We start from the raw sequence: 14,306 nt of genomic DNA on the forward strand, positions 1-14,306 counted from the left end.
TGAAACGAATCAGCGCCGATGGTAGTGTGGCTTTTGCTCATGCGAGAGTAGGTCATCGTCAGGCTCCTAATTCTGAAAACCCCAGCACAGCGATGTGTCTGGGGTTTTTTATTGGGCGGAATAAAAGCGCTCATGAAAGGTCGTCGCAGTCCGAGCCTCATTCGTTGCCCGTCTTCGCCTTCCACGGCAGTCCACAAAATCCGACCTTATCAAGTATACTGATACTTTCAGCTTTACCCTCCAGCGCTTTCGTTAACAGAAGGATTGCACCTATGCCCGGCAATAATCACCTCGTTATTTTCGATACCACCTTGCGTGATGGTGAGCAAAGTCCCGGTGCATCAATGACTCGTGCGGAAAAGCTCCGAATTGCCAAGGTGTTGGAAAAGCTCAGAGTCGATGTGATTGAAGCGGGTTTCGCTATCGCGAGTCAGGATGATTTCCTTGCTGTAAAAGGTATAGCCGAAACTATTAAAGACTCGACAATATGCAGTCTTTCCCGTGCGCTCGATAAAGACATTGATCGTGCGGCAGAAGCTGTTAAGCCAGCGCAGCGGTCCAGAATCCATACTTTTATTGCGACTTCCCCTATTCATATGAAGCATAAGCTTCAGATGGAGCCGGAGGCGGTAATCGAGCAGGCTGTTCGCGCGGTCAAGCGAGCGAGAAATCATGTAGGGGACGTTGAGTTCTCTTGTGAGGATGCGGGACGCTCAGAACTCGACTTCCTGTGCCGGATAATTGAGCGGGCAATCGATGCCGGCGCGACCACCATTAATATACCGGACACCGTGGGCTATGCGATTCCCTCTCAGTTCGGTGAGACTATAAGACAGTTACTCAACCGGATTCCAAATGCCGACAAGGCGATTTTTTCGGTGCATTGCCATAACGATCTTGGTCTCGCGGTGGCAAACTCCCTCGCGGCAGTCGCCCAGGGAGCGCGGCAGGTTGAGTGCACCATTAATGGTTTAGGGGAGCGCGCGGGCAACGCATCCCTTGAAGAGATCGTGATGGCGGTGAGAACGCGGCAGGATCTGTTCTCTATTGATACGTCGATTGACTCCAGGCACATCGTGCCGGCGTCCAGGCTTGTTTCCACAATCACCGGTTTTCCAGTTCAGCCTAACAAGGCCATTGTTGGTGCCAATGCGTTTGCTCATGAGTCGGGCATCCACCAGGACGGTGTTCTCAAGCATCGCGAAACCTATGAAATCATGCGCGCCGAGGACGTGGGCTGGCATACCAACAGTCTGGTGCTTGGCAAACACTCAGGGCGCAATGCCTTCCGAACACGCATGCTTGAACTTGGCATGGCGTTCGATTCTGATGAGCAGCTCAACGATGCGTTTGTTCGCTTTAAGGAGTTGGCTGATCGAAAGCACGAGATTTTTGACGAAGATTTGCAGGCACTTGCGAATGATGCCAAAGAGCGTGATATTCCAGAGCATTTCGGGCTCGTCAGCTTGCGGGTGACTTCCGAAACAGGTGTAGTGCCGCGTGCAGCACTTGTCGTGCGAGTGGACGGTGCTGAGCGCACAGTCGAGGCAGAGGGTAGTGGGCCGGTTGATGCTGCTTTCAAAGCGCTGGAAGAATTGGCGCAATCCGGTGCGACCCTGCAGCTTTATTCGGTTAATGCGATTACCAGCGGAACCGATGCACAGGGTGAGGTCACTGTGCGTCTGGAAAAGGGCGGGCGAATTGTGAACGGTTTGGGTGCGGATACGGACATTATCATTGCATCAGCGAAAGCGTATATTCAGGCGCTGAATCTGATTTTCACCGGCGTGAGGCGCCAGCACCCACAAGCAGCGGAAGTTTAAGGTTTTGCAAAACGTGAACGTCATTGCATCGGAAGCTCAGCGGCAGTTTTACTTGTCCTCCATGGGGGTGACCTTGTGGTATGCGCGTGATTTGTTGCCCGGGGCCGCGCCTTCCCCCGCAATGGATTTCAGCGAGCCGGAATCGGTAGCGTTTAACGTGAGCTCGTCACCGGAAGCGGCTAGGCCGGCTGGGGCAGGCGACAGCGGGCAGCAGGTCAGTGTCAAGGAGCTCATCAAATCAGTTGGTGGCAAGGGCCTCGTTGATAAGGAACCGCCTCTGGATCAAAAACCGGTTGATGCAGAGGTGCCCGACACCAGACCGGAATCGCTCGCTCAAGATGCATCTCCAGCGAAGCCGGTGCCAGAAGTGGCGGTGTTGGACGCCGGGCAGCAAGTGTTCGCTGAGGCGTTGAGCAACACTACATTTCAATTGGGTGTCTGGTGTTCTCCGAGCTACTGTTTGTTGTCGCCCTACTCGTCAGAAGTCAGTGACGAGCTCCAGAACAGGCTTGCCGCCAATATTCTGCTTGCGCTTGAAAGTGCCTCTATCGAAAATTATCGGCTTGCCTGGCCCGTATTTAATAACATTCAGGTTTTCTCAAACCCGGCTTCTGATCTCGTGTGTCTGCTCCAGAATCTTCGAAAGGATAAAATACAGGAACGCCGCATCCTTATGCTGGGCGATCTTGTAGACAATGAGGGGGGGGTAGCCGAAATGAACTCGATTCTGGGACAGGCTGTTGTCGAAAGCCCGTTTTCGGTAGCAGGGCTGGCAGCTGACCCCCGGAATAAACGCGAGCTATGGCTTCAGCTGAAAGAGCGGGTGCTCGGGATCCAGTAATGGGTGACAGCGCCTTCAACCGAGCTGATAAAATCATACGCCCTTTACGGTTTTCTGACCTGGCAGCGGTCAATGGTATTGAGCTCACAGGCTACTCTCACCCCTGGCCTGACGCTGTCTTCCGGGATTGTTTTCGCGATGACTACCGACTCTGGGCGTTGGAGAGTAGCGATCAGCAACTGATCGGCTATGCCATAGTTGCCTATCTGTTTGACGAAGCGCATCTCCTCAATATCTGTGTTGCCAAGACGAAGCGGGGGCAAGGTGCCGGGCGAATGCTACTGGCTCATCTGGCCCGCGAGGCATTTGACGAGAAAATGTCGGTTGTCACGCTCGAAGTGAGGTTGAGCAATCATTCCGCGATCGCTTTGTACGAGTCTTTTGGTTTTGAGCGTATGGGGCTGCGCCCGGGGTATTATCCGGGTGATGCCCTTCGGGAGGATGCCTTGGTGTTGACGCTCAGAGCGCCGGGTTGACCTTCAGATGGGGCTGACCTCCGGGCTGATTCCGTTGCCATGGCTCCTGCTATGCTGGGGAGTGTTGCTGATTCTGGTAATCGCGGCGCTGGTTTGCGCTGAATGGGCTCAGTTGGTTGTAGAGCGTCCGCTTCAACACAGTCTTTTCGCGGGTATATTGCTGTTGGTGCTGGCATGGCAGATCAGGGCCGGACTGTCGCCTGGTCTGACGATTCATGTCCTCGGAATGACGGCCATGACACTGATGCTGGGCTGGGCGTTTGCAATCCTGGCGGGCGTAGCGGCATTGATTTTCATGGTGGTTCTCGGGCGCGAATCGCTGGATATGCTTGGCGTCAATGGACTGGTGACAGTCGCGATTCCATGCCTTGTCAGTTACGGGATTGTGCGATGGGAGAAGGCGCGCGGATTCCGGAATTTCTTTGCCTATCTGTTCGTCTGTGGGTTCTTCGGTGCAGCTATCGCGGTACTGGTCGCCGGGTTGTCGATGGTGGCGTTACTGTGGATGTCGGGCGTTTATAGCTGGGAGCTGCTGGTCCATGAGTATGTCCGCTACCTCCCACTTATCCTCCTGCCCGAAGCCTTTGTTAACGGAACGATCGTGTCCGGGCTCATGGTGTTCCATCCCCAGCGTTTACTCACGCTGGATGAGAGCCGTTACCTCTGAATAGTCTGAGGCTGCCCGCGATTTGCGTTCGCGTCAGGGGGCTTCAGAACTTATAATGTCTGGCTTTTCCACTCGCGCTAATTTTCAGGCTGTTTAACTATGACCATGCTCTCCGCGGAAATCGACAAGCGCCGGACGTTTGCGATCATCTCGCACCCGGATGCCGGTAAAACGACGATTACTGAAAAGGTCCTGCTATTCGGTAAGGCCTTGCAGAAAGCGGGCACCGTAAAAGGCAAGAAATCTGGGCAGCATGCGAAATCCGACTGGATGGAGATGGAGAAAGAGCGTGGTATTTCCGTCACCACCTCTGTTATGCAGTTTCCTTACGCCGACAGGTTGGTAAATCTGCTGGATACGCCGGGCCACGAAGATTTTTCTGAGGATACTTACCGCACGCTGACCGCTGTGGATTCGTGTCTGATGGTGATCGACAGCGCCAAAGGTGTCGAGGAGCGCACCATCAAGCTGATGGAAGTTACGCGCTTGCGCGATACCCCGATTCTGACGTTCATGAACAAATTGGACCGGGATACCCGCGACCCGATTGATCTCATGGACGAAGTCGAAGATGTCCTGAAAATCGCCTGCGCGCCGATTACCTGGCCGATAGGAATGGGTAAGAACTTCAAGGGTGTTTATCATCTGCTGAATGATGAAGTGATTCTCTATCAGAGCGGCCAGGGCCATCATATTCAGGACCGTCGGGTCATCAGCGGGATCGATAACCCGGAGCTGGATAGCGCGTTGGGTGCTTATGCTGCAGATCTCAGAGATGAAATTGAACTGGTAAAAGGCGCTTCCAACGAGTTTGATCTTGAGGCGTTTTTGCGGGGAGAGCTGACACCCGTCTTTTTCGGTACCGCATTGGGCAATTTCGGCGTCGACCATATGTTGGATGGATTGGTTGAATGGGCGCCGCGACCTCAGCCCCGGGCAACCGACGTGCGCGAAGTGCTACCAACGGAAGAGGGGTTTTCCGGTTTTGTCTTCAAGATTCAGGCAAACATGGATCCCCAGCATCGGGATCGGGTGGCATTTCTGCGAATCGTGTCAGGGCGCTATAACCAGGGCATGAAAGTCCGTCATGCCCGCATGGGTAAAGAAGTGCGACTGGCTGACGCGCTGACCTTTATGGCGGGTGACCGTGAACAGGCTGAAGAGGCGTTCGCCGGCGATATTATCGGGCTCCATAACCATGGCACCATTCAGCTGGGGGATACCTTTACCTCCGGCGACGATATGAAATTTACCGGTATCCCCAACTTCGCTCCGGAACTGTTCAGGCGCATCCGCCTTAAAGATCCCCTCAAGGCCAAGCAACTACAGAAGGGGTTGGTGCAGTTGTCCGAAGAAGGTGCGGTGCAGGTCTTCCGGCCTATGCGGAACAACGATTTGATTGTCGGTGCGGTTGGTGTGCTGCAGTTTGACGTGGTAGTCAGTCGTCTGAAAACGGAATACAAAGTTGATGCGGTTTATGAGCCGATCAATGTGGCGACCGCTCGCTGGGTTCACTGTGATGACGCACGCAAGCTTGAGGAGTTTGAACGCAAGGGCTATGAAAACCTGGCGCTTGATGGCAGCGATCGCCTAGCTTATATCGCACCAACAATGGTGAATTTGCAACTGGCCCAGGAGCGGTTCCCGGACGTTCAGTTCAGCAAAACGCGCGAGCACTGATAGGCCGTTTATGTTTGTCGACGCGCACTGCCATCTGGATTTTCCGGAGTTTGATGGCACCAGGGATAGCGTGCTGGCGCGTTGTCGTGAACTGGGTGTGAATCGTTTGGTCATGTCCGGGGTGCGGGCCGCAGGTTGGCCCCGCTTGCAGCAGTTCTCTGCAGAGCACGAGTCGTTGTTTTACTGTCTGGGTATTCATCCCTGGTTTATTGCAGAGCATGATGAGCGTTCGTTGGAGGCTTTGGAGCAAGCGCTTGCAGGTTTACCCGCTCGGTGCGTAGGGGTGGGGGAGTGCGGTCTGGACCGTCTCAGGGGGACGCTTGATGAGCAGTTTCCCTGGTTTGAGGCTCAGGTGGATATTGCGAGCAGGCAGCGGATGCCATTAGTTATCCATTCAGTAAGAGCCAATGACGAAGTGGCAAGCGTGCTGCGCCGGAGGCAGTTCAGTCAGGGTGCGTTGATACACGGCTTTTCCGGCAGTGAACAACAGGCTGGAAAACTGCATGACCTCGGCTGTTACCTTGGTGTCGGTGGTGTAATTACTTACGGGCGTGCTGAAAAGACACGGCGGGCGCTGGCCGCGATGCCTTTGGAAAGTCTGGTGCTGGAGACGGATGCGCCGGATATGCCGCCGTCAGGTGTCGCGGCCGGCGAGAATTCGCCAGAATCAATTCCGAGGATTTTCAAGGCGTTGTGTGAACTTCGCCCGGAACCGGAAGACGTCGTGCGAACCCGTCTAATGGAGAACGCCTGTGCTTTGTATCGCTGGCCGGACTGCTGAATTAATACACAGTCAGGGCTTGGCATGGGTCGGGTGTTGCTTTATACTTCGCGCCCTGGCTTTTCAAGGCGATGTCGTCATCTCAGCCCCGAATGACACAACGCCAGCAAATATTATAGGTCGAAAGTCACCGCTAAACGCTTGGAGCGTTGGGTAGTGGTGGTTTTTAACGTTCGTTATACGCGTTACAAGGCGGAATCAATGAAGACTCTGAGTGCGAAACCAGAAAGCGTAAAGCGTGACTGGTACGTTGTAGACGCAGCCGGCAAGACGCTGGGTCGTCTGTCAACCGAAATCGCCCTTCGTCTGCGGGGCAAGCATAAGCCTGAATATACCCCTCATGTCGACACCGGCGATTACATTGTTGTGATCAATGCTGAACAGGTGCGTGTGACTGGTAAGAAGTCAGCCGACAAAATGTATTATCACCACACGGGGTTCCCGGGTGGTATCCGTTCGATCAACTTCGAGAAGCTGGTCGACAAGGCGCCTGAGCAGGTTTTGGGTCACTCCGTGAAGGGGATGATGCCAAAAGGACCTTTGGGTCGCGCCATGTTCAAAAAGCTGAAAATCTATGCCGGCGCTGAGCATCCTCATGCAGCCCAGCAGCCCAAAGAACTCGACATCTAACGGAAGGCGAATATGTCTGTAGCACAAAATTACGGTACTGGTCGCCGCAAGACATCTACGGCGCGGGTATTTATCAAGCCGGGTAGCGGTAGCATCACGATCAACGATCGTTCAATCGAGCAGTTTTTCGGTCGCGAGACTTTGCGCATGATCGTTCGTCAGCCGCTGGTTCTCTCTGAGTCCGAGAACCGTTTCGATATTCGCATCACCGTAGAAGGTGGCGGTATCAGTGGGCAGGCCGGCGCCATCCGCCACGGTCTGACTCGCGCTCTGATGGATTATGACGAAACGCTTCGTCCGGCCATGCGCAAAGCGGGTTATGTTACTCGTGATGCTCGTAAGGTTGAGCGTAAGAAAGTGGGTCTGCGGAAAGCGCGTAAGCGTCCACAGTACTCCAAGCGTTAATTTGGCGGTTTATTTCGCCAGCAAAAAACCCGGCTATCTGCCGGGTTTTTTTTTGACTGCAGTTAATTTGCATGCCCTGATGTCGGTGGCTCGAAAGAACGCTCATGGCGCGGCTTTCCGACTTGTAAGGTTTTGGTAATTTCATTACCATTTGACGCACTAAATACAGGGTTAAGAAGTACTTTTCGATGTGTGGCGTGCCTTTGCGCGTTGCCTGCATTGCCTGATGGGAGAAAACCATAATGAATAATGGCGACGTGAGCCAAAGCCGACGTCGATTCCTGATCGGTGCTACGTCAGTGGTCGGTGGTGTCGGTGTGATTGGCGCGGCCGTACCTTTCGTGGCGTCCTGGAATCCCAGTGCCAAGGCTGAAGCAGCTGGTGCTCCGGTAACAGTGAATGTTGATAAAATAGAGCCGGGTCAGCAGATTACGGTGGAATGGCGAGGTAAGCCCGTGTGGATTGTTCGCCGCACCGATGAGATGTTGGCGAACATCAAAAAGCTGAATGACACAGTTAAAGATCCTGAGTCGTCAGAAGCGTCGCAGCAGCCGACCTATATTGAAGGCATCTATCGCTCTCTTAAACCGGAGTTTGCAGTTCTGGTTGGTATTTGCACACATCTGGGGTGTGTTCCGACTTATCGTCCTGAAGTGGCGCCTGCTGATCTGGGTCCTGAGTGGTTGGGGGGCTTCTTTTGCCCGTGCCACGGTTCCCACTACGACCTGGCGGGCCGGGTCTACCAGAGTCAGCCCGCACCGCTGAATCTTGAAGTTCCGCCTTATCGATATGACACCGATGCGGCCATGACGGTCGGTCTTGATCCGGAGGCTGCGTGATGCAAAAGCTGATTCAGTGGATTGATGAACGGTTGCCGATTGTAGATGCCTACAACAACCATCTCGGCAAGTATTATGCACCCAAGAACTTTAACCTCTGGTACTTCTTCGGATCGCTGGCAATGCTGGTTCTGGTTAACCAGCTGGTTACCGGTATCTGGTTGACCATGAGCTACAACCCATCTGCAGAAGGCGCATTTGCTTCTGTTGAGTACATCATGCGTGATGTTCAGTGGGGTTGGTTGTTGCGTTATATGCATTCAACCGGCGCATCGGCATTTTTTGTTGTTGTATACCTGCATATGTTCCGCGGCCTCATGTACGGTTCGTACCAGAAGCCTCGTGAGCTGATCTGGTTGTTCGGCATGCTGATTTATCTGGTGCTCATGGCTGAAGCCTTTATGGGCTATCTGTTGCCTTGGGGCCAGATGTCCTACTGGGGCGCTCAGGTTATCGTTAACCTGTTTGGTGCAATTCCGGTCATTGGCGATGACCTGTCGTTGTGGATTCGTGGTGACTACCTGATTTCGGGTATTACCCTGAACCGATTCTTCGCATTGCACGTCATAGCGCTTCCCATTGTTCTGCTTGGGCTTGTGGTACTTCATATTCTTGCGTTGCATGAAGTAGGTTCCAACAACCCGGACGGTATCGATATCAAGAAGAATAAGGACGAGAATGGCATTCCAAAGGACGGGATTCCCTTCCATCCTTATTACACCGTTCATGACCTGATTGGTGTTGCGGTCTTCCTGTTTGTTTTCTGTGTTGTGATCTTCTTCTTCCCTGAAATGGGTGGCTTGTTCATCGAGAAACCGAACTTCGAGCCCGCTAACAGCCTGAAAACGCCTGAGCACATAGCGCCGGTATGGTATTTCACGCCTTTCTACGCAATGTTGCGGGCAGTGACGGTCGACCTGTTCGGGTTGCCCGCCAAGTTCTGGGGTGTCGTTGTGATGGGTGCGGCGATCGCTATCCTGTTCGTGCTGCCTTGGCTTGATCGCAGCCCTGTCCGGTCCATGCGTTACAAGGGTGTTTTGAGCAAGATTGCGTTGACTGTCTTCGTCATCAGCTTCGTCATTCTCGGCTATCTGGGTATTGTGCCTTCCAGTCCGGGGCGTACGCTGCTGGCCCAGGTGCTCACGACGTTGTACTTCCTGTACTTTATCCTCATGCCGTTCTACACGCGGATGGAGAAAACAAAACCAGTTCCGGAAAGGGTGACAGGCTGATGAAAAAGCTGATTATTGGTCTTTTCATGATTTGCCTGCCAGCAATCGGGCTGGCAGCCGGCGGGGCCGGTGTGCCCCTTGATCATATGGAGCCCGACCACGGCAACAAGGCTTCATTGCAGCGCGGTGCTGCGCTGTTTACCAACTACTGCATGGGGTGTCACTCGATGGAGTACGCGCGCTACAAGCGTGTCTCCGATGATATCGGTATCCCTGCAAAGCTTTACGAGGACAACCTGATCTTTACTGGCGCCAAAATCGGCGAGCTGATGAAGAACAGTATGAATAAGGACCTCGCTAAAGGCTGGTTTGGTAACCCGCCACCGGATCTGACGCTGGAGTCCCGTTTACGGGGCGAGAGTTGGGTCTACTCCTATTTGCGCGGTTTCTACAAGGATGAAGCGCGTCCCTGGGGCGTGAACAACGTGGTATTCCCGAATGTGGGTATGCCGCATGTGCTGGTTGAGATGCAGGGATTGTGCGCTACTGAGCCGAAAATCGGTCATGGCGCCAGCGTGGATCCGCTGAGCGGTAACGAAGTCGATGCCTCGCCTTGTACCGAATGGGCAAGCGAGGGCACGATGACGCCTGCTGAATTTGATACCGCAATGTACGACCTGACGAACTTCCTGTCGTATATGGGTGATCCGGTGAAAATGGAGCGCGAGCGTCTTGGTATTTTCGTGCTGCTCTTCATTCTGGTGTTCTTTGTTGTCGCCTACCTGCTCAATCGTGAGTACTGGAAAGACGTACATTAAAGAATCAGGTATAATCCGGCCCTGATAAGTATTCCAGCGGGTGGCGTTGTCGCTCGCTGGATTTTTGCTTTCCGTAATTTCATCTCTGTGTCAGCGTAATCGTGGGGTAGTTTTATGGGCGTTGTGACCAAGCGGTCATCAATGACGTTTTTTTCAGATCCGGCCAGTCATTACAGCCACCGGGTGCGTATTGTTCTCGCTGAAAAAGGTGTCACCGTAGATGTAGTGGATGTGGATCCGGATAATCCGCCGGAAGAGCTTTCCGACCTCAACCCATATAACGCGTTGCCAACACTTGTCGATCGTGACTTGGTGCTTTATGAGCCCAATATCATGATGGAATATCTTGATGAGCGTTTCCCGCATCCACCTTTGTTGCCGGTCTACCCTGTAGCCCGTGCAAACAGTCGTCTGATGATTCACCGGATTCAGAAGGACTGGTGTGGGCTGGTTGATCAGATTCTTGCCCAGCCTAACGCCAAGGCTTCAGAGGCTGCGCGCAAAGAGCTTCGTGAAAGTCTTCTGGCGGCAGCACCTTTGTTCGGCGAGATGCCTTACTTCCTGTCAGAAGAATTTACGATCGTGGACTGCAGCATTGGGCCTATTCTGTGGCGCTTGCCGGCGCTGGGTATTGATCTGCCAGAGAAGCAGGCCAAGCCATTGCTGAAGTATATGGAGCGTCTGTTTGAGCGCGAAGGCTTCAAGGCTAGCCTGTCGGATCTTGAAGAAGATATCCGCAGCTGATTGTGATGTTTTCCAGAGCCTGATTGGGAGGCGGAATGTCTGAGAAGACAGATAATATGTTATCCAGCCGGCCATACCTGGTGCGGGCATTCAATGAGTGGATTCTGGATAACAACTGTACACCCTATATTCTGGTAGACGCCGGGATACAGGGTGTTCAGGTGCCGGCTGAGCACGTGGCAAATGGCCAGATCGTTCTGAATATTAGCCCCAGTGCCGTTAAGGCGCTCATGATTGGCAACGGAGCGCTTGAGTTCAGCGCGCGTTTCGGTGGTGTGCCGATGCAGGTATCGGTTCCTCTTGTTGCTGTTTTGGCGATTTATGCCAAAGAGAACGGCGAGGGTATGGTGTTTGGCACAGAGCCAGGTTCACCGGATCCTGAAGGTCCATCTGGCGGCAATAATGACGAAGGTGGCAAGCCTGAGCGACCGTCAGGGAAGCCGAGCTTGAAAGTGGTGAAGTAAAACCCATTCACCCAATGCTCAAATGAAAAAGCCGACCAATAAGGTCGGCTTTTTTCGTTCTGGCCCCGCAGCCAGGTTTAAGGACTGCTTCAGCCACCAAAGATCGTGTTGTCGATCAATGCGCTGAGTGCGTTGAGGATAATCAGAAAAATGCCGGCTGCCTGGGTAGGGCTCAGGTTGTGAAGTGCGATTTCATGGTCTTCAGGGTGCAGCAGCGATGTGATGTCTGTTTTCTCTTTTGCGCTGAGCACAACCACGCGCATGTCTCTGTCGTGGGCGGCCTGTATGGCTTGAATCAGGTTGGCTTTATGGCCGTCATCAACAATCACGAACAATGTATCGCCGTCCTTGCCCAGTGCGCGCACTTGTCTCGAGAATGTCTCGTTAAAACGGTTGTCCCTGCAAATGGCAGAAAACGTAGTGGCGTCAGCACCGAGATTGATGGCGGGGAGTGCTGGCCGGTCATGCTCAAACCGGTTGAGCAGATTGGTGCAGAAAAATTGGGCGAGGCTATTGGCGCTGCCATTTGCGCACATCAATATTTTGGCATCATTCAGTAACGAGTGGGTCAGCGTTTCAGCAGCGGCGCTGATTGCTTCTCCCAGTTCACCAGCGGTTTGTGCGGTGTGCTCCATGTGCTCGGCAAACAGCGTATTAATAAGCGATTCGGTATCTGGATTAGTCATGATGTGTCAAATGCGTTCTTGATCCATTGGGCGCGATAGCGGCGGATTCGGCCTGGTGTCATGGCCAGTACGTCGAAACGGCACTGAGCCTGCCAGCCTTGATTCCTCTGGAGGTAGACCGAGGCCGCCAATATAATGCGGCGTTGCTTCTTTACAGTGACCGACTCCAGCGGTGACTCGAGGCTGGAGTTGCCGCGGTACCTCACTTCAACAAAAGCCAGGACATCACCGTCCCAGCCAATGATATCGATTTCTCCCCCGCGGCAGTGCACATTACGATCAATGATTTTCAGGCCTCGCGCTGTGAGGTAGCGACCCGCCGCACGCTCTGCGTCTGCTCCCTTGCCGGGGTGCTGGCCGTCCATGGCCTTTGTCATGCTGTCTACCTTAGCGGCGTTGCCGTTGGTGGTGTTGGTTCGGTGTTGTCCGGTGTTTTTGATTCCAGCTTTACCGGTACGCCGTTTTTGAACATGGCCCACTGCTGTTGTCTGCTGACAACGCCCGAAGGGGTCATCGACAGCGTGCCGGTAAGTCCATTGATGTCGCTTCCTTCAACTCTCGAAAGTAGCTGTAGCTTGGATGAGAGTTGGTAAGCGTCTACCCCCATTGCAAACAGCCGCCCATAGCGTTGGGTGACATCTGGCAGTGCGGCGCTGGCCTGCTTGCGTAGCGGCTCGTCTGGCGACAGCATCCAGGGCAAATCAGTGAAGTGGATGTTCTCAAGATCGCCGTCCCGGCCCGAATCGGGAGTACCGGTGTAAATAATGGATGGGGAGTATACCGGCAGATTGCCGCCAAAATAGAACGCAAACATGGGTTTCAGCTGCCGTGCGATGGTTGGCGAGGCGACCAGCACGATGGCGTCAATGTCCTGTCTGCGGCGAGGTTCAAATTCGATATTCAGGCCGATGGTCTGTTCAACCGTAATGGCGCGTTGCCGGCTCACATCAATGTCGAACAGGCTGGCAACTGTTTTGCGAAGGTTCTCCTCACGATCGTACCGGACCACATCGAGAATGCGCCCATTGTCTGCGGTCATGCGCTTCACAAGCGCCTGTTCGATGCGATCTCCCCAGTCACCGTAGGGGATCAGAGCAACGGCCTGACTGAGATTGTCGGCAACCAGCCGGTCGGCTATCTGCCGCGCTTCGTCTTCAGCGGATAATCCGTATTGGTAAAGATTGGCGGGGGCCTTTTGGCCGTCATCAAGGTAATTGAGGGCGAGCAGCGGCACGGGTAGAGTCGCACGTTGCGCGACGCTGTTCAGTGCTGTCTTTTCCAGCGGACCGACAATGAGGTCCGGTCCTGCTTTGGCTATTTCGGTATACAGCGCCGGAAAGTCCTGCTCGTCTGTGTTGAATACGTCGATGCGGACATCGGCATCAGCGCGCTTCTGGTCGGTATAGTAGGCGGCCATAAAGCCGTCGCGAATGGCTTTGCCGGCCTCGGCCAGCGGTCCTGTCAGAGGCAGTGCGAGAGCGATACTTCCCGGGCGCTCCTCTGACAAGCTGATGATGAGTGACAATTCGCTGGGTAGATTCACTGCTGCCGGATGATCTGCCCAGTTGCTTTGCCAGCCCCGAATAGTACCGCCTTGTGAGTCCAGGCTGACGTCTGGCTTTCTCAAAGACAGTGCCAGCTCCAGCCAGCCTTGCTGCTCATAACCAATCGCGGTTTGGGCTTTCTGTTCAAGCAAGGAGGTTTGCGTTTCTTTCAGCAGTTGCCATATCCGGTCATTGTAATCGACGCTATTGCCGTCCCGTTGCAAATCGGCTGATGCCATCAGAGTCTGGGCGGCAGCCAGCGTGCGGCCAGCCAGCTTGAAAGTTCTTGCCTGCAGCTGCGCAGCGCTGGCCTGGCGATCTTGCGGGTAGCGTGAAAACTGCTCCACCGGGAGGTTGGTGGTGAGTTTCCTGGCCCAGTCCCGGTCATCCAGTTCAACAATGCTCGACATGGCGAGCAGGCGTTGCTGGTCGATGATGGCGTCTGAAGCCTTGGCAAAGGCCGTGCTGCGCAGGATCGTCCGGGCATCCTTGTGACGATCTGCTGTCTGGTAGCGCGACGCGGTACTCAGTAGCCCCTTGAGGGCAGTTTCCGAATAGCCGGAGGATTCAGCGATAGCAAGTGCTCCCTCGGGGGAATCTGCCTGATCGGGCTGGATACCAAAGGGTGCGCACGCCGCGATCATCAGCATGGCTGCGAATAAAAACGCTGGGCGAAGTCGAAGTAAGGCTCTCGTCGTCATGCAAAACTCGCAAAGGGGCGGATGGGCGGACTGAT

At 54.1% G+C, this 14,306-nt stretch carries 16 protein-coding genes; 13 read left to right on the top strand and 3 right to left on the bottom strand.

Translation table 11 applies throughout. The features are described 5' to 3' along the window. Positions 1–272: 272 nt before the first annotated feature. The 13 genes from ACUN9X_RS13830 (at position 273) to ACUN9X_RS13890 (ending at position 11,340) form a co-directional block, all read left to right on the top strand. Positions 273–1,823 (top strand): 2-isopropylmalate synthase, encoded by a 1,551-nt coding sequence (locus ACUN9X_RS13830; RefSeq protein WP_445473479.1) that lies wholly within the window; start codon positions 273–275, stop codon positions 1,821–1,823. Between the two features lie 13 nt (positions 1,824–1,836). Continuing rightward, positions 1,837–2,664 (top strand): hypothetical protein, encoded by an 828-nt coding sequence (locus ACUN9X_RS13835; RefSeq protein WP_445473480.1) that lies wholly within the window; start codon positions 1,837–1,839, stop codon positions 2,662–2,664. Next, positions 2,664–3,140 carry a ribosomal protein S18-alanine N-acetyltransferase gene (gene rimI / locus ACUN9X_RS13840; protein ID WP_445473481.1) on the top strand — a complete coding sequence of 159 codons (477 nt, stop codon included), beginning with the start codon at positions 2,664–2,666 and terminating at the stop codon, positions 3,138–3,140. The genes ACUN9X_RS13835 and rimI overlap by 1 nt, the downstream gene beginning before the upstream one ends. A gap of 7 nt (positions 3,141–3,147) precedes the next feature. Beyond that, positions 3,148–3,807: an energy-coupling factor ABC transporter permease gene (locus ACUN9X_RS13845; RefSeq protein WP_445473482.1), complete on the top strand. Its 660-nt coding sequence runs from the start codon at positions 3,148–3,150 to the stop codon at positions 3,805–3,807. 99 nt (positions 3,808–3,906) lie between these two features. Continuing rightward, positions 3,907–5,487, top strand: coding sequence for a peptide chain release factor 3 (gene prfC, locus ACUN9X_RS13850; protein ID WP_445473483.1), 1,581 nt, complete (start codon positions 3,907–3,909; stop codon positions 5,485–5,487). Positions 5,488–5,497: 10 nt separating this feature from the next. Next, on the top strand, positions 5,498–6,268 hold the full coding sequence (locus ACUN9X_RS13855; protein ID WP_445473484.1) for a TatD family hydrolase: 771 nt from the start codon (positions 5,498–5,500) through the stop codon (positions 6,266–6,268). A 201-nt stretch (positions 6,269–6,469) separates the two neighbouring features. Continuing rightward, positions 6,470–6,898 carry a 50S ribosomal protein L13 gene (rplM, locus tag ACUN9X_RS13860; protein WP_260034179.1) on the top strand — a complete coding sequence of 143 codons (429 nt, stop codon included), beginning with the start codon at positions 6,470–6,472 and terminating at the stop codon, positions 6,896–6,898. Between the two features lie 12 nt (positions 6,899–6,910). Beyond that, positions 6,911–7,303 carry a 30S ribosomal protein S9 gene (gene rpsI / locus ACUN9X_RS13865; RefSeq protein ID WP_260034181.1) on the top strand — a complete coding sequence of 131 codons (393 nt, stop codon included), beginning with the start codon at positions 6,911–6,913 and terminating at the stop codon, positions 7,301–7,303. 242 nt (positions 7,304–7,545) lie between these two features. After that, on the top strand, positions 7,546–8,142 hold the full coding sequence (gene petA, locus ACUN9X_RS13870; protein WP_445473485.1) for a ubiquinol-cytochrome c reductase iron-sulfur subunit: 597 nt from the start codon (positions 7,546–7,548) through the stop codon (positions 8,140–8,142). Then, positions 8,142–9,374, top strand: a complete 1,233-nt coding sequence (locus tag ACUN9X_RS13875) for a cytochrome b (RefSeq protein ID WP_445473486.1) — start codon at positions 8,142–8,144, stop codon at positions 9,372–9,374. Before petA ends, ACUN9X_RS13875 begins: the two co-directional genes overlap by 1 nt. Continuing rightward, complete coding sequence (locus ACUN9X_RS13880) at positions 9,374–10,132, top strand: cytochrome c1 (protein WP_260034187.1); 759 nt, start codon at positions 9,374–9,376, stop codon at positions 10,130–10,132. Before ACUN9X_RS13875 ends, ACUN9X_RS13880 begins: the two co-directional genes overlap by 1 nt. 114 nt (positions 10,133–10,246) lie before the next feature. Beyond that, positions 10,247–10,876, top strand: coding sequence for a glutathione S-transferase N-terminal domain-containing protein (locus ACUN9X_RS13885; RefSeq protein WP_260034188.1), 630 nt, complete (start codon positions 10,247–10,249; stop codon positions 10,874–10,876). Between the two features lie 35 nt (positions 10,877–10,911). Next, a complete protein-coding gene (locus ACUN9X_RS13890; RefSeq protein WP_260034190.1) occupies positions 10,912–11,340 on the top strand; it encodes a ClpXP protease specificity-enhancing factor in 429 nt (142 codons plus the stop codon). Positions 11,341–11,429: 89 nt separating this feature from the next. Here the strand turns inward: ACUN9X_RS13890 and ACUN9X_RS13895 are convergent, their stop codons facing one another. From ACUN9X_RS13895 to ACUN9X_RS13905, 3 genes are read right to left on the bottom strand one after another with little or no spacing between them, the layout of a single operon-like run. Continuing rightward, positions 11,430–12,026 carry an SIS domain-containing protein gene (locus ACUN9X_RS13895; protein WP_260034192.1) on the bottom strand — a complete coding sequence of 199 codons (597 nt, stop codon included), beginning with the start codon at positions 12,024–12,026 and terminating at the stop codon, positions 11,430–11,432. Then, positions 12,023–12,403: a YraN family protein gene (locus ACUN9X_RS13900; protein ID WP_260034194.1), complete on the bottom strand. Its 381-nt coding sequence runs from the start codon at positions 12,401–12,403 to the stop codon at positions 12,023–12,025. Before ACUN9X_RS13900 ends, ACUN9X_RS13895 begins: the two co-directional genes overlap by 4 nt. Before the next feature lie 5 nt (positions 12,404–12,408). Continuing rightward, positions 12,409–14,271, bottom strand: coding sequence for a penicillin-binding protein activator (locus ACUN9X_RS13905; protein ID WP_445473487.1), 1,863 nt, complete (start codon positions 14,269–14,271; stop codon positions 12,409–12,411). Positions 14,272–14,306: the final 35 nt, after the last annotated feature.

The organism is Marinobacter sp. V032 (assembly GCF_052645435.1).